The 20,521-nt window shown below is 61.2% G+C and carries 18 protein-coding genes; 7 read left to right on the forward strand and 11 right to left on the reverse strand.

Annotated features, from left to right (window positions below):
* Positions 1-4: 4 nt before the first annotated feature.
* The 7 genes from flgK to PSH96_RS20500 all read right to left on the reverse strand — a co-directional run bounded on the left by flgK (position 5) and on the right by PSH96_RS20500 (position 8,677).
* Positions 5-2,041, reverse strand: coding sequence for a flagellar hook-associated protein FlgK (gene flgK, locus PSH96_RS20470; RefSeq protein ID WP_305454673.1), 2,037 nt, complete (start codon positions 2,039-2,041; stop codon positions 5-7).
* Positions 2,042-2,051: 10 nt separating this feature from the next.
* A complete protein-coding gene (gene flgJ, locus PSH96_RS20475; protein ID WP_305454676.1) occupies positions 2,052-3,323 on the reverse strand; it encodes a flagellar assembly peptidoglycan hydrolase FlgJ in 1,272 nt (423 codons plus the stop codon).
* A gap of 4 nt (positions 3,324-3,327) precedes the next feature.
* Positions 3,328-4,416, reverse strand: coding sequence for a flagellar basal body P-ring protein FlgI (locus PSH96_RS20480; protein WP_305460124.1), 1,089 nt, complete (start codon positions 4,414-4,416; stop codon positions 3,328-3,330).
* Between the two features lie 27 nt (positions 4,417-4,443).
* A complete protein-coding gene (gene flgH, locus PSH96_RS20485; protein WP_056859744.1) occupies positions 4,444-5,139 on the reverse strand; it encodes a flagellar basal body L-ring protein FlgH in 696 nt (231 codons plus the stop codon).
* Positions 5,140-5,192: 53 nt separating this feature from the next.
* A complete protein-coding gene (gene flgG / locus PSH96_RS20490; RefSeq protein ID WP_056859743.1) occupies positions 5,193-5,978 on the reverse strand; it encodes a flagellar basal-body rod protein FlgG in 786 nt (261 codons plus the stop codon).
* Between the two features lie 67 nt (positions 5,979-6,045).
* Complete coding sequence (locus PSH96_RS20495; RefSeq protein ID WP_017134921.1) at positions 6,046-6,786, reverse strand: flagellar basal body rod protein FlgF; 741 nt, start codon at positions 6,784-6,786, stop codon at positions 6,046-6,048.
* A gap of 328 nt (positions 6,787-7,114) precedes the next feature.
* A complete protein-coding gene (locus tag PSH96_RS20500; protein WP_305454682.1) occupies positions 7,115-8,677 on the reverse strand; it encodes a sigma-54-dependent transcriptional regulator in 1,563 nt (520 codons plus the stop codon).
* Positions 8,678-8,934: 257 nt separating this feature from the next.
* Between PSH96_RS20500 and phhA the strand changes: the two genes are divergently transcribed.
* The 3 genes from phhA (at position 8,935) to PSH96_RS20515 (ending at position 11,388) form a co-directional block, all read left to right on the forward strand.
* On the forward strand, positions 8,935-9,741 hold the full coding sequence (phhA, locus tag PSH96_RS20505; protein WP_305454685.1) for a phenylalanine 4-monooxygenase: 807 nt from the start codon (positions 8,935-8,937) through the stop codon (positions 9,739-9,741).
* Between the two features lie 97 nt (positions 9,742-9,838).
* Positions 9,839-10,195: a 4a-hydroxytetrahydrobiopterin dehydratase gene (locus tag PSH96_RS20510; RefSeq protein ID WP_110625390.1), complete on the forward strand. Its 357-nt coding sequence runs from the start codon at positions 9,839-9,841 to the stop codon at positions 10,193-10,195.
* Positions 10,195-11,388, forward strand: a complete 1,194-nt coding sequence (locus tag PSH96_RS20515; RefSeq protein WP_305454687.1) for an amino acid aminotransferase — start codon at positions 10,195-10,197, stop codon at positions 11,386-11,388. Before PSH96_RS20510 ends, PSH96_RS20515 begins: the two co-directional genes overlap by 1 nt.
* A 145-nt stretch (positions 11,389-11,533) precedes the next feature.
* On the opposite strand, the gene PSH96_RS20520 is transcribed toward PSH96_RS20515, so the two are convergent.
* Positions 11,534-12,343 (reverse strand): UDP-2,3-diacylglucosamine diphosphatase, encoded by an 810-nt coding sequence (locus PSH96_RS20520; RefSeq protein WP_065929763.1) that lies wholly within the window; start codon positions 12,341-12,343, stop codon positions 11,534-11,536.
* 138 nt (positions 12,344-12,481) lie between these two features.
* Here PSH96_RS20520 and PSH96_RS20525 point away from each other — a divergent pair, with 138 nt between their 5' ends.
* Positions 12,482-13,231: an AraC family transcriptional regulator gene (locus PSH96_RS20525; RefSeq protein WP_305454689.1), complete on the forward strand. Its 750-nt coding sequence runs from the start codon at positions 12,482-12,484 to the stop codon at positions 13,229-13,231.
* A gap of 100 nt (positions 13,232-13,331) precedes the next feature.
* The gene (locus PSH96_RS20530; RefSeq protein ID WP_305454691.1) at positions 13,332-14,216 is read left to right on the forward strand and encodes a DMT family transporter; all 885 of its coding nucleotides are present in this window, start codon (positions 13,332-13,334) and stop codon (positions 14,214-14,216) included.
* Between the two features lie 3 nt (positions 14,217-14,219).
* Here PSH96_RS20530 and PSH96_RS20535 read toward each other — a convergent pair whose 3' ends face one another.
* A complete protein-coding gene (locus tag PSH96_RS20535; protein ID WP_017134913.1) occupies positions 14,220-14,507 on the reverse strand; it encodes a SelT/SelW/SelH family protein in 288 nt (95 codons plus the stop codon).
* An 84-nt stretch (positions 14,508-14,591) separates the two neighbouring features.
* Here PSH96_RS20535 and PSH96_RS20540 point away from each other — a divergent pair, with 84 nt between their 5' ends.
* Positions 14,592-16,781 carry a patatin-like phospholipase family protein gene (locus PSH96_RS20540; RefSeq protein ID WP_305454693.1) on the forward strand — a complete coding sequence of 730 codons (2,190 nt, stop codon included), beginning with the start codon at positions 14,592-14,594 and terminating at the stop codon, positions 16,779-16,781.
* 179 nt (positions 16,782-16,960) lie between these two features.
* Here PSH96_RS20540 and PSH96_RS20545 read toward each other — a convergent pair whose 3' ends face one another.
* Positions 16,961-17,395, reverse strand: a complete 435-nt coding sequence (locus tag PSH96_RS20545) for a MarR family transcriptional regulator (RefSeq protein WP_056861440.1) — start codon at positions 17,393-17,395, stop codon at positions 16,961-16,963.
* Positions 17,396-17,516: 121 nt separating this feature from the next.
* Positions 17,517-19,646 carry a DNA helicase RecQ gene (gene recQ / locus PSH96_RS20550; RefSeq protein ID WP_065929768.1) on the reverse strand — a complete coding sequence of 710 codons (2,130 nt, stop codon included), beginning with the start codon at positions 19,644-19,646 and terminating at the stop codon, positions 17,517-17,519.
* A 276-nt stretch (positions 19,647-19,922) separates the two neighbouring features.
* Between recQ and PSH96_RS20555 the strand changes: the two genes are divergently transcribed.
* The gene (locus tag PSH96_RS20555) at positions 19,923-20,510 is read left to right on the forward strand and encodes a YecA family protein (RefSeq protein WP_017134909.1); all 588 of its coding nucleotides are present in this window, start codon (positions 19,923-19,925) and stop codon (positions 20,508-20,510) included.
* Positions 20,511-20,521 lie beyond the last annotated feature (11 nt).

Consider the following 20,521-nt stretch of genomic DNA (forward strand, 5'->3'; position numbering starts at 1 on the left):
TCCTTTAAAGGGCGTTGATCAGTGTGCTGAAGGTTTCCTGCGCGGCCTTGATGATCTGCGACGACGCGGTGTAGTACTGCTGGAACTTGATCATGTCGCCCGCTTCCTCGTCCAGGTTGACCTGAGACACCGAGTTGCTGGCCGCCTTGTTCGCCGCCAGCAAGGCGCCGGTGGCGGTGCTGTCGGTGTTGGCCTGGGCGGCCTTGGAGCCGACCTGGGACACCAGCCGGCTGTTGGCGCTGACCAGGCTGACGCCCGCATTGCCGTCCACCGCACCCACCGTGGCCTTGGTCTGCAACCCCAGCAGTTGCTGGGCGTTACGGCCGTCGGAGGTGGCGCCGCTGTTGAACGAAAAGGTGGTGCTGTCGCCATTGGCCGGCGAACCGGACACGGTGGTGTCAAAGCTGAAGCTTTTGCCGGGGATCAACGCACCGCTGGCGTCACGCATCGGCACGTTCACACTGACCTTGTTGCCCTGGCCCGGAATGATGGTGCCGGTGCCGATCGGGTTGCCCTGGGCATCACTGATCGCATAGGACTGGGTGCCGTCCGCCGCCGGCTTGCCGAATACCATTTTTACCGGCATCGAGTTTTCGATCCCGGTGCGCAATTGCGCGGTCGCGGCGCCGCCGTCGATATCGATCGGCACGGTCAAGGTCGGCTGGGTGAACGCACCGGTGCCGGTATTGGTCTTGCTGGCATTGCCGGCCAAGGGCGCGGCGAAGGCGAGTTTGTTCGGGTCTTTGAGATCGACACTGATACCGCTGGCGCCATTGGCCGTCGGGCTGACCTTGAAGCTGTCACCGGCCGCCACCGGCCCCTTGCCGTTCAAGGCCAGGGTGAAGCCGTCAATCACTGGCGGTGGCGTGGTGGCGGTGTCGAACGAGCCCATGGCTTTGCCGTCGGAGCGCACCACGTTGTATTGATTGCCGCTGGTGAAGGTGACCTTGTAGTCGAAGGTCGACAGCTTGCTGCTGTCGGCAATCGTCACGTTCAGGTTGCCCGAACCTGCGCTGTTACCGGCGGCCGCCTGGCTGCGCTGGGAAATCGCCGCAGCGCTGTTGATGTCGCCAAACAACGAAGAGCCGAAATCGCTGTTCAGGTCCAGGCCCTGGCCCAGCTGGCTGTTAACGCTGTCGGCCGTGGCAATGGCGATGCGTCCCAGGTCGTTGATGGCCGGCATCAGCGCATCACTGCGATAACGCAACAGGCCGCCAATGCTGCCGCCACTGACCACATTGCCGATGTCCATCGGCGTGTCGCCCATGTTCAGCTGAATGGTGTACTGGCTGTTGTCGTTCTTGCTCGGCACCGCCGAAATGGTATTGGCAACGCTGCCTTCTACCAGCGATTGGCCGGTGCCGGTGGTGATGCTGAACTGGCCGTTCTTTTCGGTGGCCGTCACGCCGATCAGCTCATTGAGCGAACGCACCGCCTCATTGCGCGCATCCAGCAGGTTGGCCGGCGCACTGGTCGAAGAACCCTGGGCCGTGGCAATTTGGCTGTTGAGCGAGGCAATCGACGAGGTCAGTTTGTTGACCTGGTCACTCATGGTCTGCAACTGACCGTTGATGCTTTCTTTCTGCTGGGTCAACTGCGTGGAAATCGCGTTGAAGCGGTTGCTCAAGGTCTGGGCGTTGGTGATCAACAACTGCCGCGCGGACACGTCGCTGGGCGTGGCCGCGGCGTTCTGCAAAGAGGCAAAAAACGCGCTGAGCACGGCCGACATACCCGTGGACTTGTCCGACAGGGTCTTGTCGATGGCTGCAGCCTGGCCTGCGTAGGCGTTGGCATCGCTATTAAGGGCGGTGCTGCTCTGGTAGGCAGCGCCCAAGAAGTCGTTATAAATGCGGCGCACATCCGCAAGCGTTGTGCCACTGCCGATAAACACGCCGCCATACTGGTTGCTGGCGCTGGCGTTCTGGGTGGTCTGCTGACGCGAGTATCCCGGGGTATTGACGTTGGCAATGTTGTTACTCAAGACCGACAACGAGCCTTGAGCGGCATTGAGTCCTGACATCCCGATACTGAGCAAACTCATGGTTCAGACCTTATAAATGTGTGGTTGCGCCAGCGGCAGCGAAGTTCTGGTAACTGTTCATCGTTTTGGCGATCTGCGAAATCTTGCTGGCGTAGTCCGGGTCGGTTGCATATCCGGCTTTTTGCAACTCGCGTACAAACTGTTCCGGGTTGTCGGCTGATTTCACAACTTCTTTATAGCGATCATTGCTTTGCAGCAATGTCACGAGGTCGTGGAAGCTGTCCTGGTAGGAGTTATAGGAACGAAATTGCGCCGTTTCCTTGACCATCGCCCCTGCACGAAACTCGCTGGTGATTGCACGGGCCTGGCCACCTTGCCAACTCTGCCCGGCCTTGATGCCGAACAGGTTGTGGCTGCTGCTGCCGTCCTCGGCGCGCATCACCGATTTACCCCAACCGGTTTCCAACGCGGCCTGGGCCACCAGGTACTTGGGATCGACCCCGATGCGCGCTGCGGCCGCCTTGGCCATCGGCAGCATGGTGGCGACAAATTCGTCCTGCGAGCTGAAGGCTTTTTTCGCCGGCGCCAGCGGTGGCTGGGCAATCGCGCGGCCATAAACCTGCATGCGCCCGCTCGGCACGGCAAAGTTACGCGCTGCGCTGTTAACCACGTTATCGGTGGCGGCGCTGTTACGCAGTGGCGCACTCGCGGCCTGCGTGGCGGGCTGGGTGCTCGGCACGATGCCAGCCAGCAGGCGATCGGTCAGTTTGCTCGGCAACGCCATGCGACGCTGGTTCATCAGCTCCATGTCGTTGGTGTGTGCGCTGGTACCTTGCGGCTCCGCAACGCGGTAAGCCCACAACGGCCGCTGGCCATTGGAGCGCCCCAACGGGCCATTCGCCTGGGTGCCGGCGGCAATTTCGGTCGGCACATCAACCTTCTTGGCCTTGACCGGCTCGGCCGCCGCCGGGCCCTGCAAGGTGGAGAACTGCGCCTCAACCGGCTTGTTCTTCTGCATCTGGCGCATCAGCACGTCAGCCAAACCGATACCACCGCCTTCACGGGACATCGAGACCGCCAACTGCTGGTCGTACATTTCCTGGTACTGCTTGGCAGCCGGGGTGTTCAGCGGGTTGTCCTTGCCCAGCGCCTCGGTGGCCGAACGCATGGACTTGAGCATCTCGCTCAGGAACAGCGACTCGAACTCCTGCGCCACTTTGCGCATGTTGCCTTCGCTGTTCTTGTCGGCGCCGACCTTGAGCTGGTTCAGCCGGTTCAGGTCGGAGTAAGACCCCGAATCCGCCGTGCTGGTGAACCCGCTTTTGTGCATATCCATGGCCATGGCCTTAGATCACGATCAGGTCGGCTTGCAAGGCGCCGGCCTGTTTCAAAGCTTCGAGAATCGCCATCAAGTCGCCGGGCGCTGCGCCCACCTGGTTCACCGCACGGACAATCTCATCCAGGGTGGTGCCGGGGCCGAATTTGAACATCGGCTTGGCTTCTTGCTGGGCATTGACCCGCGAGCGCGGTACCACTGCCGTCTGGCCATTGGACAGCGGCCCGGGCTGGCTGACGATCGGGTCTTCGGTGATGGTCACGGTCAGGCTGCCGTGGGTGACTGCCGCCGGCGAGACCTTGACGTTCTGGCCGATCACGATGGTGCCGGTGCGCGAGTTGATGATGACCTTGGCCACTGCCTGGCCCGGGTCGACTTCAAGGTTTTCCAGGATCGACAGGTAGTCGACGCGCTGGCTTGGGTCGAGCGGCGCCGTCACACGGATCGAGCCGCCGTCGATGGCTTGTGCCACGCCAGGGCCGAGCATGTCGTTGACCTTGTCGACCACACGCTTGGCGGTGGTGAAGTCCGAACGGTTGAGGTTCAAGGTCAGGCTGTTGCCCTGGTTGAAACCGCTGGGCACGGTGCGCTCAACGGTGGCGCCACCGGGAATGCGACCGGCCGATGGCACGTTAACGGTAATCTTCGAGCCGTCACGGCCCTCGGCGTCAAAACCGCCGACCACCAGGTTGCCCTGGGCGATGGCGTAGACGTTGCCGTCGATACCTTTGAGCGGCGTCATCAGCAAGGTGCCGCCACGCAGGCTTTTCGAGTTACCGATGGATGAGACGGTGATGTCCACCACCTGACCCGGCTTGGAGAACGCCGGCAAGTCGGCACTGATCGACACGGCCGCGACGTTTTTGAGCTGCACGTTGCCCGAGCCAGGCGGCACCTTGATGCCGAACTGCGAGAGCATGTTGTTGAAGGTTTGCAGGGTGAACGGGGTCTGGGTGGTCTGGTCGCCCGTACCGTTGAGCCCCACTACCAGGCCGTAACCGATCAATTGGTTGGAGCGCACGCCGGAAATGCTGGCGATGTCTTTCAACCGCTCGGCGTGTGCCCCTGCGCTCAAGGCCAGCAATAACGCGGCAGCCATCAGCTGTTTGAGGTTCAAAGTGGCCACCTAGAAAGGGAACAGCGGGCTAAGGAAGAAACGGTCGAACCAGCCCGGCTGACTCGCATCAGCAAACGAACCCGTACCCGAGTAGGTAATGCGTGCATCGGCAATGCGCGTCGACGGCACGGTGTTGTCGGTGGAAATATCATCGGCACGCACCATGCCCGCGATACGCACCAGCTCGTCGCCGGTGTTGAGGGTCATCCACTTTTCACCGCGCACGGCGATGATGCCGTTGGGCAATACATCCGCCACCGTCACGGTGATCGAACCGGTCAGGCTGTTGCCCTGCCCTGCCGCGCTCTTGCCGTTGGTAGCACGGTCGCCGCTGTAACCGGCATTGAGGCTCAGGTCGCCATCGCCCAAGGGGTTATTGGTGGTCAGGCCGCCACCAAACAGCGAGGTCAGGCCGATGCCGGTCTTGCTGGTCTTGCCGATCTGCGAGTTGGCGTTTTTGCTGGCCTGGGTCTTCTCGTTCAGGGTGATGGTGATGATGTCCCCCACCCGGAAGGCCTTGCGGTCGCTGTACAGGTTCTGTTCGAAACCGGCCTGGTAGATCGAGCCATTGTTGGCCGCCGCCGGCAACGGCGTGCGCGGCAACACCGGCGCGTAGTACGGGTCATTGGGTTTCGGCGACGGGGCGACACAGCCCGCGAGCACGGCGATCCCACTCAATGCCAGAACAGAAACATAGCGATTCATGACCCTTACCTCACGGTGTTGCAGGCGCCGCAAAAGGCGCCCCATAGACTTGATTACAGATTCTGCGTTACGAACGAAAGCATCTGGTCGGCGGTGGAAATCACCTTGGAGTTCATCTCGTAGGCGCGCTGGGTGGTGATCATGTTGACCATCTCCTCAACCGTGCTGACGTTGGAGGTTTCCAGGGTTTGCTGCAGGGTGGTACCGAAGCCGTTGAGACCTGGGGTGCCGATTTGCGGCGCGCCGCTGGAGGCGGTTTCCAGGAACAGGTTGTTACCCATGGCCTGCAAGCCGGCCGGGTTGATGAAGTCGGCGGTTTGCAGGTTGCCGATCACTTGCGACGCCGGGTTACCGGCCACGGTGATGGACACGGTGCCGTCGGTGCCGACGGTAAAGGTCTTGGCATCGGCCGGTACTACAACGGCCGGCTCCAGCGCGAAGCCGTTGGCGGTGACGATCTGGCCATTGGAGTCGAGGTGGAACGTACCGTCACGGGTGTACGACGTAGTGCCATCGGGCTGCAGGATCTGGAAGAAACCCCGGCCATTGATGGCCATGTCCAGCGGCTGGTTGGTTTGCTGCAGGTTACCAGCGCTGAAGTTCTTCTGGGTGCCGACGATCTGCACACCGGTACCCAGTTGCAGGCCCGACGGCAGTTCGCTGTCCTGGGTCGACTGGGCGCCTGGCTGGCGCTTGATCTGATAGAGCAAGTCCTGGAACTCGGCGCGGTCACGTTTGAAACCCGTGGTCGACACGTTCGCCAAGTTGTTGGAGATGGTGGTCAGGTTGGTGTCCTGCGCGGCCAAACCTGTTTTGGCAACCCATAGAGCCGGAAGCATAGTGTTCTCCTTCGTGCGCCTGTTTGTTGGCGCTGTGCTGCAAAATTAGTCTTCAGTGAACCGGCAATCAGCTCATCGACAGAACGCGAGTCATGGCCTGGTCGTCTTCTTTAGCGCTGTTCATCATCTTGATGTGCAGCTCGAACTGCTTGGAGAGCGACAGCACGGCGGTCATTTCTTCCACCGCATTGACGTTGCTCGCCTGCAGGAAACCCGAAGTCAGCCGCACGTTCGCGTCGGCCTGGGCCGGTTTGCCATCCTTGGTATGGATGGCGCCATCCAGGCCCTTGGTCATGTTCTTGAGGTCCGGCTGAACCAGCTTGATGCGGTCCACTTCAGCCATCACGCGTGGGCCTTCGCCCATGGCGCGGATGCTGATGGTGCCGTCGGCGCCCACTTCGATTTTCTGCTCGGGCGGCACGGCAATCGGGCCACCGTTGCCCATCACCGGCATGCCGTTGCCGGCACGCAACACGCCCAACGCATCCACATTCATGCTGGCGCTGCGCACGTAGGCTTCGCCGCCATCCGGGGTTTGCACGGCCATCCAACCGTCACCGCTGACCGCCACATCGAGGTCGCGACCGGTTTCAATCATGGCGCCCTGGGAGAAGTCGGTGCCCGGCCGTTCGGTCATGGCAAATGCCCGCGCCGGAAAGCTGTCACCGAACACCGGCATCGAACGCGCCTGCTCCAGGTCGCGTTGAAAACCGTTGGTGGAAATGTTCGCCAGATTGTTGGCATGGGCCTTTTGCGCCAGTGCATTCTGGCTGGCGCCGGTCATTGCCACATAAAGGTACTTGTCCACGCTCTATCCTCTTTCTGACGGACGCTTGCCGCCCACCGTTGCTCTGATGAGGCTTAAGCAATTTGCGAACCAACTTTTAAAAAGAGGCGGAAATCCAGACGGGGCAAGGGTTTGCGGCGAGACGAGAAGATTGGGCGGCAGAATGAAAGTCGAAAAAACGGCGGACTACTGCCGCCTGCGGCAAGCACAGGCCTTGAAAATGACAAAGAACCATTGTGGGAGCTGGCTTGCCTGCGAAGGCGGTGTGTCAGTTACAGATGAATTAACTGACCCACCGCCTTCGCGAGCAAGCCCGCTCCCACAGTTTTAACCTCAGTGTGTCAGCGGGTTATTTATCGGTCTTGAGGATTTCGTAATCGCGCAACTTATTGGCAATGGTGGTGTGCGACACGCCAAGGCGCTTACCCAGCTGCCGACTGCTCGGGTGCTCGGCGTACAAAGCCTCCAGCACCGCCTTTTCAAACCGCCCAACGATGTTCTCCAACCCGCCTTCCAGGGAAAAATCCCCAAGCGGCTGGCGCACCCCATAATCCGGCAGGCGAATATGCTCAGCCTTGACCATGCCGCCGTCGCACAACGACACCGCCTGAAACAACACGTTTTCCAACTGCCGCACATTGCCCGGCCAGTGGTAATGACTGAGCCGATCCATCGCCGCCGGTGCCAGCTTGGGCAGCGGGCAACCAATCTGTCGGCTGGCCTGGTCAAGAAAATGCTCAACCAGCGGCGCCAGGCCATCCAGGCACTCACGCAGCGGCGGGATATGCAGCGACAGCACGTTGAGCCGGTGATACAGGTCCTGGCGGAATTCGCCACGGGCGCAGAGTTCCGAGAGGTCCACCTGGGTGGCGCAGATCACCCGCACATCGAGGTACACCTCTTCATCACTGCCCACCCGGCGAAAGCAGCCGTCCTGCAAAAAGCGCAGCAATTTCACCTGCAAGCGTGCGCTCATTTCTCCCACGCCATCGAGAAACAACGTACCGCCCGCCGTCAGTTCCAGCAGGCCCAACTTGCCCTCGGCCCGCGCCCCTTCAAATGCGCCGGGGCCATAGCCGAACAGCTCGGTCTCGGCCATCGACTCCGGCAGGCCCGCGCAATTGAGCGCCATCAAGGGTGATTGCCCACGCGGGCTGGCCAAGTGGCAAGCGCGTGCCAGCAACTCTTTGCCGGTGCCGGTTTCGCCTTCTATTAATAGCGGCGCATCCAGCGGTGCCATGCGCCGGGCTTCGCGCACCACCGCGGCCATGACCCTGGAGCTTTGGAAAATACTGTCGAAGCCGCGCAGCTCTTGCTTGCGCACATTGTAGATACGCTCGCCCACACGGTCGGCACGGTGCAGAGTCAGAACGGCACCGGCCATGGCCTCGCTGTCGTCGTGCTCGGAAGACTGCAGCGGCGCGATGTCCGCCAAAAACACGTCACCCTTGACCTTGACCCGCAAGCCATTGATGCGCGATTTGCTCGCACGCACCAGCTCCGGCAGGTCGAAATCTTCGGCATAGCGCGACAGCGGAATGCCCGGCACCTCGTCCACCCGCACCCCGAGCAACTGCGCCGCCGCGCGGTTGGCGGCGACGATGGAGCCACCCATATCAATCGACAACACCGGAAACTCCAGGGCGCCGAGCAGCGCATTGAGCTCCATATGCCGACGTTCGCTGGGCATCAGCCCTACCCTTTTAACCCCAAATACCCCGGCAATCGCTTCGAATTGCGGGCGCAGCGCCTGGAACTGCATGTTCACAAGGTTGGGGCAAAACAGGTAAATGGCGTTGCCATGCTCACCGCCCACCTCGCCTTTGGCGACGTTGACGCCGTACTCCACCAGCAGGTTGAGAATGTCCCGCAGGATGCCGATACGGTTCTGGCAGTGCACTTTAATACGCATGAAAAAGCCCAAATGGTGGGAAAGCGCCGGGTCTTTTTGCCGCTGGGCGCAGATAGTCGTCAAGATTATGTGACAGCTTGTGACCTTTTCCCAGCCCAAGACAACGAGAGGTCGGCATACCGTAACGAAAACTTTACGAATAACGGTAACTTTTCCTACGCACAAGCACCGGAGCCCGATGGAATCCGTTGCCTTCCGCGTTATCAATAGGCTCATCGCAGGACATAACAAGAATGAATGCCTAGCAGGAGAGCCGTATGAAGCAGACGCACTACGTGGCCCGCGAGCCCGATGCGCAAGGTTTTATCCACTACCCGCCGGAAGAACACGCGGTGTGGAACACCCTGATCACGCGCCAATTGAAAGTGATCGAGGGGCGCGCCTGCCAGGAATACCTGGACGGCATCGACAAACTCGGCCTGCCCCTGGACCGCATCCCGCAACTGGGTGAGATCAACAAGGTGCTGGCCGAAACCACTGGCTGGCAAGTTGCCCGCGTCCCCGCACTGATCCCCTTCCAGACCTTCTTCGAATTGCTCGCCAACAAGCAATTTCCGGTGGCGACCTTTATTCGCACCCGCGAAGAACTGGACTACCTGCAAGAGCCGGATATTTTCCACGAGATCTTTGGCCACTGCCCGCTGCTGACCAACCCATGGTTTGCCGAATTCACCCACACTTACGGCAAGCTCGGCCTGGCGGCCACCAAGGAACAACGCGTGTACCTGGCGCGCCTGTACTGGATGACCATCGAATTCGGCCTGGTGGACACCCCGCAAGGTCGACGCATCTACGGTGGTGGCATCTTGTCGTCGCCCAAAGAAAGCGTGTATTGCCTGTCGGATGAACCTGAACACCAGGCCTTCGACCCTCTGGAAGCAATGCGTACGCCGTATCGCATCGACATCCTGCAACCGCTGTACTTCGTACTGCCCGAGCTTAAGCGCCTGTTTGAAGTGGCGCAGGAAGACATCATGGGCATGGTCGAGCGCGGTATGCAGCTGGGTCTGCATGCGCCGCTGTTCACGCCAAAGGCAGTCCCGCCCAAACCCGAAGCTGCTTGAACCTTACAATTTGAGGCCAGGTGAATCTGTTCCCTGGCCCCGCGTTGCTTTAGGGTAACGCCCACTGATCTCAATCATTCGAATTCAGGACACCTCCATGACCACCTTGAACCAAGCCCATTGCGAAGCCTGCCGCGCCGATGCCCCACAAGTCAGCGACGAAGAACTGCCGGTACTGATCAAGCAGATCCCCGACTGGAACATCGAAGTGCGCGACGGCGTGATGCAGCTGGAAAAGGTTTTCCTGTTCAAGAACTTCAAATTCGCCCTGGCCTTTACCAACGCCATGGGTGAAATCTCCGAAGCCGAAGGCCATCACCCAGGCCTTTTGACCGAGTGGGGCAAAGTCACCGTGACCTGGTGGAGCCACTCGATCAAAGGCTTGCACCGCAACGACTTCATCATGGCTGCGCGCACCGACGAAGTGGCCAAAAACGCCGAGGGCCGCAAGTAATGCATTTTGATGCCATTGGCCGCGTGCCCGGCGACCCGATCCTCGGGCTGATGGACCTGTATGCTCAGGACATCAACCCGAACAAGTTCGACCTGGGCGTGGGCGTCTACAAGGACGACCAGGGCCTGACGCCGATTCCGCACTCGGTAAAACTGGCCGAACAGCGCCTGGTGGACACGCAAACCACCAAGACCTACATCGGCGGCCACGGCAATGCGGCCTTCGGTTCGCTGATCAGCGAATTGGTACTGGGTGCCGATTCAGCGCTGATTCGCGAGTGCCGCGCCGGTGCCACGCAAACCCCTGGCGGCACCGGCGCGCTGCGCCTGAGTGCCGATTTTATCGCGCAAAACCTGCCCGACCGTGGCGTTTGGCTGAGCAACCCGACCTGGCCGATCCACGAAACCATCTTCGCCAAGGCCGGGCTCAAGGTCAGCCATTACCCGTATGTGGGCGCGGATAACCGCCTGGACGTGGGCGCGATGCTCGCAACGCTGACCACCGTGCCCGAGGGCGACGTGGTGTTGTTGCATGCCTGCTGCCATAACCCGACCGGTTTTGACTTGTCCCAGGACGACTGGCGCCAGGTGTTGCACATCGTGCGCGAACGGCAGTTGCTGCCACTGATCGACTTCGCCTATCAGGGCTTTGGCGACGGCCTGGAGCAGGATGCCTGGGCGGTGCGGTTGTTTGCCGCCGAGCTGCCGGAAGTGCTGGTCACCAGTTCCTGCTCGAAGAACTTCGGCCTGTACAGCGACCGTGTCGGCGCGCTGATCGTGTGCGCGGCAGACGCCGAGAAACTCACGGACGTGCGCAGCCAGCTGGCGAATATCGCGCGCAACCTGTGGTCGACGCCGCCGGATCATGGCGCCGCAGTGGTAGCGACCATTCTGGGCGACGCCGAGCTGAAAAAGCGCTGGAGCGATGAAGTCGAGGCCATGCGTTCGCGCATTGCACAACTGCGCTCAGGGCTGGTGGAGGCGCTGGCGCCCCACGGGCTGGCCGAGAAGTTTGCGCATATTGGCGCACAGCGTGGGATGTTTTCCTATACCGGCTTGAGTGCAGAACAGGTCAAGCAACTGCGTGAGAAGCACAGCGTGTATATGGTCAGTTCAGGGCGGGCGAATGTCGCCGGCATTGATGCCACGCGCCTGGAATTACTGGCCGAGGCTATCGCCGACGTCTCGAAATAACTGAAGAAATCCAATCAAATTGTGGGAGCTGGCTTGCCTGCGATTACGGTGTGTCAGTCACTGAATAAGTTGACTGAACAACCGCCATCGCAGCGATGCGGCGACCCGACAAGCCAGCTCCCACATTTTTGACCGTGCGAACCTTCTAGCCCGCAACCATCTCGGCCTTCAACTGCGCCTCTTTGGCCTGCGCATCCGCCAACCGATACAACTCGATACTGCCATCCCAGTGCTCGATCAACGCGGTGCACGACTCCACCCAATCCCCGCAATTAAGGTAGTCCACCTCGCCCACCTTGCGAATCTCGGCATGGTGAATATGCCCGCACACCACGCCATGCAACTCGCGCTTGGTCACTTCGTGGGCGATCGCTTCCTCGAAATCGCTGATAAAACTCACCGCCGTCTTGACCTTGTGTTTCAGGTACGCCGATAACGACCAGTAGCCATAGCCATACCGCGCACGCCAGTGATTGAGCCAACGGTTGAGCGTAAGGGTGAACTCATAGGCCGAATCGCCCAGGAAGGCCAGCCAACGGTGGTATCGGGTGATCACATCAAATTGATCGCCGTGAATCACCAGCAGGTGGCGGCCATCGGCAGTGACGTGCACGGCTTCGTCCACCAGCTGGATATTGCCCAGAATCAGTTTGGAGTAGCGGCGCAGGAATTCGTCGTGGTTGCCGGTGACGTAGATCACCTCGGTGCCGCGCTTGGCCATGGTGAGCAAGCGGCGGATCACATTGGTGTGGGCCTGGGGCCAATACATGCCGCCGCGCATTTTCCAGCCGTCGATGATATCGCCGACCAGGTAGACCTTGTCGGCGTGGTAGCCCTTGAGGAACTGCGACAGGTGCTCGGCCTGGCAATCCCGGGTGCCCAAGTGCACGTCGGAGATCCACAGGGTACGAACCCGTTGTTTGCGGCTGGGTTTAACGAACTCGGCACTGGTCATGGGCATCCCTCGACGGTGTTTTCGCGAGCTTGCGCCCAGGCGGTTAATAGCCCATGACAACTGTGCGTCAGTCTGATGACAGCGCTCGCGGCCCTCATAAGCGTTGTAGACTGCAGACTTGCTGCCCAGGAGACCGCGATGAGACCGACCCTCACGCTGCGCCACTACCTCGAAGAACCGCTCGCCCACAGCCATGATCACGCCCAGCTGGTATTCGGGTTGTCGGGGCACCTGGACCTGGAAGTCGATGGCCTGGGCAGCCAAGTGCACGCCAGCAGCGTGATGGTGCTGCCCTTCTCGGCCCACCATGCCTGTGGCAGTCGCGACGGCAGCCGCTGCCTGGTGCTGGATGTTCCCGACGAGCATTGGGTGGCGCAGTCTTTGGGCGAACACGCCGACACCAGTCGCCGCCTGCTCGATCAACCGGCGCGACTGACACTGGACGCCCGGCAAAGCCAGTTGGTGCAATGGCTGGCACACAGCCCGGTGGATGATGCGCTGATCGCCCAGCAAGGCGCAGTGTTGCTGCTGGCCAGTCTCAATCATCCGTTGGCCCAACCTATACCGGGCAAGCGTTTGCCGTATGCGGCGTTCAATGCGCACATCGAACGCCATGCTGCGCATCCGTTGCAGGTGGCCGACCTGGCGCGTATTGCCGACCTCTCGGTGGCGCGCCTGCATGCACGTTTTATGGCCGAGTGCGGGCAAACACCGATGGACTACCTGCGTAGCCGTCGCCTGCACATGGCGTTGAAACTGTTGCGCGAGACGCCGCTGCCCGTTGGCGAAATCGCCGAGCGCGTCGGTTACGCCTCGCAAAGTGCCTTTTCTGCCGCCATGCTGCGTGAGTTTGGCGCCTCGCCGGGCACACTGCGTCGCTCGGCCTGACAAGAGCCTGGCGCTAAGATTCGCGAGGCCGGCGACAGACACCGGCGCCCTCGAGCCTCTAGACTGCGATTCTGTCACCCCCGTTGGTTCAAGGATCGCAATGACTCCCCGCTCAGCCCTTGGCGCCCTGCATATCGGCGCACTGATGTTTGGCCTCACCGGTGTTTTTGGCAAACTGGCGGCCGCCTCGCCGGCCATCATTGTGTTTGGCCGCGCCGCCTTTGCCGTAATCGCCCTGGCAATTTTTGCGCGATTTGCCAGCAACACCACCTGGAAAACCCTGGAGATGCGCGACTGGCGTCGCCTGGTGGGCAGCGGCGTGCTGCTGGCGGCGCATTGGGTGACCTTCTTCATTGCAGTCAAAGTCGCCGGGGTGGCCGTCGCCACCCTTGGCTTCACTGCGTTCCCGGCCTTTACCGTGATACTTGAAGGGCTGATCTTCCGCGAGCGCATTCGCGCCAACGAAGTGCTGCTGGTGGCGCTGGTCACGGTGGGCCTGGTGTTGGTGACGCCAGACTTCGACCTCGCCAGCCAAGCCACGGGCGGCCTGCTGTGGGGGATTCTCTCGGGCCTGTTGTTCTCGCTGCTGTCGCTGAACAACCGCGCCAGCTCCGGGCGCATTCCGGCGGTGCAGGCCGCGCTGTGCCAGAACGTGGTGGTCGCGGCCTGCCTGCTGCCAGTAGCAGCGCCGGGCCTGGCGGATGTGCGTGGGATTGACTGGCTGTGGATCGGGCTGCTCGGCGTGTTCTGTACCGGCCTGGCCCATAGCTTGTTTGTCGCCAGCCTCGCGGTGATCAAGGCACGCACCGCGTCCGTGGTGTTCGCCATGGAGCCGGTCTATGGCATCACCGCGGCCTGGCTGCTGTTCGCCGAAACCCCGACCTTGCGCATGCTGCTGGGCGGCGCGCTGATCATTGTCGCCATCGTGCTCTCAGGCTTGATAGGCAGCGCCAGCCAGGCCAAACAGCCGGCAGCTACCGTGTAGCCTTCAGGCCTTGCGGTCGTTGTGGCCCAGGTCGCGCTGCGGGTCGATCTGGTCGCGCACGCGCTGCTTGAGCACCTTGGCCTCCGGAAACCCGCCATCGGCCTTGCGCTCCCAGATCTGCACGCCGTCGCAGGTGATGCGAAACGCCCCGCCGGTGGCCGGTTCCAGCGCCACACGGCCCAGGTCATCGGCAAATGTACTCAATAATTCCTGGGCCAGCCACGCGGCGCGCAACAGCCATTGGCATTGGGTGCAATAGGTGATGACGATCTCGGGTTTGCTGGCAGACATAATTTGAGAAGTTCCTGACATAACGGGCACGGACGATCGAGTGACTATAATACCGGCCTTTATCGCCCAGCCTCGAGATTCATGATGCGCCGCCTGTTGTCCTGCCTGTTTCTGTGCCTGCTTCCCCTGATCGCCGATGCCGTCGAAAGCCCACGCCCCAAGATCGGCCTGGTGCTGTCCGGCGGTGCCGCCCGTGGCCTCGCGCATATTGGCGTGCTCAAGGCCCTGGAGGAGCAAGGTATCCATATCGATGCTATCTCCGGCACCAGCATGGGCGCAGTGATTGGCGGCCTGTATGCCTCGGGCTACAAGATCGATGAACTGGAAAAGCTCGCGCTGAATATCGACTGGCAACAGGCATTGTCCGATGCCCCGCCACGCGAAGACGTGCCGTTTCGGCGCAAACAGGATGACCGCGACTTCCTCGTCAAACAGAAGCTCAGCTTCCGCGATGACGGCAGCCTCGGCCTGCCGCTCGGCGTGATCCAGGGCCAGAACCTGGCGCTGTTGCTGGAAAGCATGTTCGCCCACTCCAGCAATACGCGTAATTTCGACAAGCTGCCAATCCCGTTCCGCGCTGTGGCCACCGACATCACCACCGGCGAAAAAGTGGTGTTCAGCAAGGGTCACTTGCCCCAGGTAATCCGTGCGAGCATGTCGATTCCGGCAGTGTTCGCCCCGGTTGAGCTGGACGGGCGGCTGCTGGTGGACGGCGGCATGACCGACAACATCCCACTGGATGTGGCGCGCGAAATGGGCGTCGATATCGCCATCGTCGTGGACATCGGCACGCCGCTGCGCTCACGCAAGCAACTGGCCACTGTGGTGGATGTGCTCAACCAGTCCATCACCCTGATGACCCGGCGCAATTCCGAAGAGCAACTCAAGGCCCTGCATCCCAAGGATGTGTTGATCCAGCCGCCTCTGGCCGCCTACGGCGTCACCGACTTCGGCCGCGCCAAAGACATGATTGACGCCGGCTACCGCGCCACCCGCGCCCTCGACGTGCGCCTGGCGCATCTGCGCCCCGCCGAACCGATCGACGCGCAATTGGTGGAGGCCCGCACCCCGGGTGAACGCACGCCGGTGATCACCGCCATCAAGGTGGAAAACGACTCGAAAGTCAGTGACGACGTGATTCGCTACTACATCCACCAGACCCTGGGCGAGCCGCTGAACCTGGGCCGCCTGCAAGCCGATATGGGCACGTTGTACGGCCTGGATTACTTCGAGCAGGTGCAATACCGAGTAGTGAAAAAGGGCCAGGACAATACCCTGGTCATCAGCGCGCGCGGCAAACGCAGCGGCACCGACTATTTGCGCCTGGGACTGAGCCTGTCGGATGACATGCGCGGCGAAAGCGCCTACAACCTCGGCGCCAGTTACCGCATGAACGGCATCAACCGCCTCGGCGCCGAATGGCTGACTCGCGTGCAGATTGGTGATCGCCAAGAGCTGTACAGCGAGTTCTACCAGCCACTGGATGTGGGTTCACGCTACTTCGTCGCGCCCTATATCAGTGCCCAGGCGCAGAACGTTGAGCTGGTGCTGGACAGCGACCCTATCGCCGAATACCGCCTGGAGCGCTACGGTTTTGGCTTGAACGTGGGGCGCCAGATCGGCAACAGCGGCGAGATCCGCTTCGGCGTTGGTGAAGCCTGGGGCAAGGCAGATGTGCGCATTGGCGAGCGCGACTTGCCGAGTGTCAGCTTCAACGAGGGTTTCTATGAGCTCAAGTACTCGTTCGACTCACTGGATAACGTGTACTTCCCCCACTCTGGCGAAGATATCGGCCTGGCCTTCCGCGAGTTCGAACCCGGCCTGGGTTCGGACCAGCGCTACCGACAGTGGGAGTTCAAGCTGGACAAAGCCATGAGCCACGGCCCGGACACCTTGATACTCGGCGGTCGTTATGGCCGTACCCTGGATAAATCCGCCGTGGTGGTTTCCAGCTTCCTGCTCGGCGGTGCGCGGCAATTATCGGGCTTTCGCGAAGATTCAATCTCGGGGCAGAACATCGCCCTGATGCGCGCCGTGTACTACCGGCGCCTGACGCCGCGCTCGTACCTGCCGCTGGATTTCCCACTGTACCTGGGGGCTTCGCTGGAGCGCGGCCGGGCGTGGAACAACGACAATCAGTTCGACAGTGGCTATATCAACGCGGCGAGTATTTTCCTCGGCTTTGATACGCCGTTGGGGCCGCTGAACTTCAGCTATGGGTTCAATGATGACAAGCAGCAGGCGGTGTACCTGAACCTTGGGCAGACGTTCTAGCTGGATGCCAGGCTACTGTGGCGAGGGAGCTTGCTCCCGCTGGGCCGGGCTGGCGCTCCAGTGCGAAGCGCCCCCAATGTGGTTTATGCAATTATTCAGGCGCAACGAGGTGGGTGGTTTTGGGGCTGCTTTGCAGCCCAGCGGGAGCAAGCTCCCTCGCCACAACAAGCCTTTCTGCCTCAGGACTTTTCCAGGTTCGCCAGAATGTGCCCATGCACGCGCATGCACACACGCAAATCGTCTTCATCCACGCCCACAAACAGCTCATGGCGCAAGGCTGTGGCGATGGTTTCGATCTGGTCGATCAACGGGCGGGCGGTGTCGCACAGCAGGATGCGTTTGGCGCGACGATCCTCCAGCACCGCCTGGCGCTGCACCAGGCCCTGGCCTTCCAGGCTGTCGAGCAGGCGCGCCAGGGTCGGACCTTCTACGCCGACGCTTTGCGCCAGTTCACGCTGAGTGGGTGCATCGACAAAACGGGCCAGATGCAACAGCACCAGCCAACGCGCCTGGGACAAACCCAGCCCCGCCAAACGGCGGTCCAGTTCGGCGCGCCAGCCTCGGGACATTTGCGCCAACTGCATGCCAAAGCGGTGTTGTTCGGTTAACGGCATAAAAAACTCATGGTTTAGACTGAAAATAAAATGTGGCTAATTATTAGTCAGCTAAGCATGAGCCATGCCAAGAGGCAAGTGGCGCTATGGACTGATTCGTTACATTGTCGTAATTGGCACACTAAATTTCGAATTCAGACTGCAAAGCGGCACGTACGCAGTACAAAACACCTTCAGGCACGCGCCCGGTAAACAGCGGCGCAATCTCCGTAACCGGTGGCAATTCGCCTTCTCCGTCGAGGAAGGCATCCTGGATTTCACCGAGCAGATCTTCCGGTAAATCAAGCGCCTGCTCCAACGACAACTGCTGCTTGCCGATAGATTCAGCCAGCAAGGTGTAGACGTTTTTTTCCGAGCATTGCAGCTGGCCGGCGATCTGGATCGGGGTCATGCCGGCACGTGCCAGGCTGATCAGCTCATGGCGGATATCGGCAACTTCCTTCGGCGCCTCGGCCTGGCCACCGAGCACTTCGAGGAAGGCCTGGCCGTAGCGCTCCAGCTTGCGCGCACCGACGCCGCTGACCTTGGCCATCTCGGCCATGCTGGTCGGCTGCTCGCGCAGCATCTCCAGCAAGGTGGAGTCGGGGAAGATGACGTAAGGCGGCACACTGTGTTCCTGCGCCAGTTTGCGCCGCAGGGTGCGCAAGGCTTCCCACTGCTCGCGCTCTTCGCCACGCACCAACTGGCTGGCCGGGCTGGTGCTGCTGCTTTTGGCGGTGGTCTGCGGCTTAAGGTCGCGGCGCAGCTCCAGGCTCACCTCGCCCTTGAGCAAGGGCCGGCAACTGTCGTTCAGGCGCAAGCCGCCGTAACCTTCGATGTCGATGTCCACCAGGTTGCGCGCGACCATCTGCCGGAACAACGAACGCCATTCGCCTTCGGCGCGCGCCTTGCCGACGCCGTATACCGAGAGTTTTTCGTGGCCGAAGCTGCGCACTTTCTCGTTGTCCTTGCCCAGCAATACGTCCACCAGATGCCCCACGCCGTAGCGCTGGCCGGTACGGTAGATGGTCGACAACGCCTGGCGCGCCGGCTCGGTAGCATCCCAGGTCTGTACGCCATCGGTGCAGTTATCGCAGTGCCCGCATGGCTCGGGCATGTCCTCGTCGAAATACGCCAGCAGCGTCTGACGGCGGCAGCGGGTCTCCTCGCACAGCGAAAGCATGGCATCGAGCTTGTGTTGTTCCAGGCGTTTGTGCCGCTCGTCGCCTTCGGAGTTCTGCAGCATCTGCTTGAGCATCACCACGTCTTGCAGGCCGTAGACCATCCAGGCATCCGCCGGCAGGCCATCACGGCCGGCGCGACCGGTTTCCTGGTAGTAGGCCTCAAGGGATTTTGGCAGGTCCATATGCGCCACAAAGCGCACGTTGGATTTGTCGATGCCCATGCCGAACGCGATGGTTGCCACCATGATCAGGCCTTCCTCGTTGAGGAAGCGCTTCTGGTGGGCAGAGCGCGTGTCATTGGGCAGGCCCGCGTGATACGGCAGCGCCGGGTAGCCTTGCTCGCAGAGAAACGCGGCCACTTCATCGACCTTCTTGCGCGACAGGCAATACACGATGCCTGCGTCGCTGCGCCGCTCGGACAGGAACGCCAGCAACTGTTTGCGCGGCTGTTCCTTGGGCACGATGCGGTAAAAAATATTCGGCCGGTCGAAGCTCGACAGGAAGCGTTCGGCGTTTTGCAGGTGCAGGCGCTCGACGATTTCTTCGCGGGTGCGTTTGTCGGCGGTGGCGGTCAGGGCGATGCGCGGCACGTCGGGGAACAGTTCCGCCAGTTGGCCCAGCTGCAGGTATTCGCGACGGAAATCATGGCCCCATTGCGACACACAGTGGGCTTCGTCGATGGCGAACAGCGCAATTTCCAGGCTTTGCAGGAAGGCCAGCATGCGCGGCTGCACCAGCCGTTCAGGCGCCAGGTAGAGCATTTTCACTTCACCGCGCTTGATGCGCGCAGCCAGCTCGCGCTGCTGCTCGGCACTCAAGGTGGAGTTCAAGGAAGCGGCGGCGACACCGAGTTCTTCCAGCGTGGCGACCTGATCGTCCATTAACGCGATCAACGGCGACACCACCACGGCCAAGCCATTGCGCAACAACGCCGGTACCTGGAAGCACAGCGACTTGCCGCCACCGGTAGGCATCAGGACCAGGGCATCACCACCACTGGCCACGCGCTCAATGATCGCACCCTGGCGGCCACGAAAACTGTCGTAGCCGAAGATGTCCTTGAGGACGCGTTGAGCCTGCTCGAGCATGTAAAACTCCAAAATGGTGCCGAAATCCCTCTGTACAGGCTGGCCGAAAAAACACCGCTTCACGGGAAATAATCCGTAAGCGAAGTTTTCGCTGATTGGCGTTTGGCCTGCAGGGGCATCACAAAACGCGGCAGTATACCCGAGCGTTACCCGGCAAAGGGCGTCACTGACGAATAGTCATCCCGCTCCAGAACCCGGCAAATATGCCTTGCAGCTGGCCTGGAGGCTCAAGAAAGCCTAGAATTGCGCATCGTTTATTCCCAAGGTAGCCCTTCAATGTCCTTCGCTGAGCAACTAACCCGCCTGCAAGCCTTCCTCGACGCCGATGAGCTGCATGACGAGGCGCTGGACTACGTGGCCGCTCACGGCTACCTGACCGCCCTGTCGATCTGTGCCGACGTCGTGCCCGACCGTGAATGGATCGACGCGCTGTTCGCCGAAGAACCACACTACGCCGATGCCGCCCAACGCGAAGAAATCGAATCGACCCTGCTGGCCCTCAAGGCCCACATTGGTCGCCAGCTGGCTTCCGATGAGGAATTCGAGCTGCCATGCGAGCTGGACCTGGGCGAAGAGCCGGATGACTCCGACCTGCGCGGCTGGTGCATCGGCTTCATGGAAGGCGTGTTCCTGCGCGAAGCCGCCTGGTTCGAAACTGCCGAGGAAGAAGTCAGCGAAATGCTGCTGCCGATCATGGTCGGTTCGGGCCTGTTCGACGACCAGCCGGAATTCTCCGACATCGCCGCCGACGCCAACCTGATGGACGACATGATCGTACAGATCCCGGAAGCCCTCACCGCCTTGTACCTGCTGTGCAACGCGCCTGACGAGAAACCGGCGATCCTCAAGCCACGTCACCACTGAGTCGTTTGCCC

The organism is Pseudomonas sp. FP2338 (assembly GCF_030687515.1).
Classification (GTDB): domain Bacteria; phylum Pseudomonadota; class Gammaproteobacteria; order Pseudomonadales; family Pseudomonadaceae; genus Aquipseudomonas; species Aquipseudomonas salomonii.

Excerpts from the sequence above, each read along its gene's own strand:
- flgK (WP_305454673.1), bottom strand. The coding sequence starts at position 2,041 with ATGAGTTTGCTCAGTATCGGGATGTCAGGACTCAATGCCGCTCAAGGC.
- flgJ (WP_305454676.1), bottom strand. The coding sequence starts at position 3,323 with ATGGCCATGGATATGCACAAAAGCGGGTTCACCAGCACGGCGGATTCG.
- PSH96_RS20480 (WP_305460124.1), bottom strand. The coding sequence starts at position 4,416 with ATGGCTGCCGCGTTATTGCTGGCCTTGAGCGCAGGGGCACACGCCGAG.
- flgH (WP_056859744.1), bottom strand. The coding sequence starts at position 5,139 with ATGAATCGCTATGTTTCTGTTCTGGCATTGAGTGGGATCGCCGTGCTC.
- flgG (WP_056859743.1), bottom strand. The coding sequence starts at position 5,978 with ATGCTTCCGGCTCTATGGGTTGCCAAAACAGGTTTGGCCGCGCAGGAC.
- PSH96_RS20500 (WP_305454682.1), bottom strand. The coding sequence starts at position 8,677 with ATGCGTATTAAAGTGCACTGCCAGAACCGTATCGGCATCCTGCGGGAC.
- phhA (WP_305454685.1), top strand. The coding sequence starts at position 8,935 with ATGAAGCAGACGCACTACGTGGCCCGCGAGCCCGATGCGCAAGGTTTT.
- PSH96_RS20510 (WP_110625390.1), top strand. The coding sequence starts at position 9,839 with ATGACCACCTTGAACCAAGCCCATTGCGAAGCCTGCCGCGCCGATGCC.
- PSH96_RS20515 (WP_305454687.1), top strand. The coding sequence starts at position 10,195 with ATGCATTTTGATGCCATTGGCCGCGTGCCCGGCGACCCGATCCTCGGG.
- PSH96_RS20520 (WP_065929763.1), bottom strand. The coding sequence starts at position 12,343 with ATGACCAGTGCCGAGTTCGTTAAACCCAGCCGCAAACAACGGGTTCGT.
- PSH96_RS20525 (WP_305454689.1), top strand. The coding sequence starts at position 12,482 with ATGAGACCGACCCTCACGCTGCGCCACTACCTCGAAGAACCGCTCGCC.
- PSH96_RS20530 (WP_305454691.1), top strand. The coding sequence starts at position 13,332 with ATGACTCCCCGCTCAGCCCTTGGCGCCCTGCATATCGGCGCACTGATG.
- PSH96_RS20535 (WP_017134913.1), bottom strand. The coding sequence starts at position 14,507 with ATGTCTGCCAGCAAACCCGAGATCGTCATCACCTATTGCACCCAATGC.
- PSH96_RS20540 (WP_305454693.1), top strand. The coding sequence starts at position 14,592 with ATGCGCCGCCTGTTGTCCTGCCTGTTTCTGTGCCTGCTTCCCCTGATC.
- PSH96_RS20545 (WP_056861440.1), bottom strand. The coding sequence starts at position 17,395 with ATGCCGTTAACCGAACAACACCGCTTTGGCATGCAGTTGGCGCAAATG.
- recQ (WP_065929768.1), bottom strand. The coding sequence starts at position 19,646 with ATGCTCGAGCAGGCTCAACGCGTCCTCAAGGACATCTTCGGCTACGAC.
- PSH96_RS20555 (WP_017134909.1), top strand. The coding sequence starts at position 19,923 with ATGTCCTTCGCTGAGCAACTAACCCGCCTGCAAGCCTTCCTCGACGCC.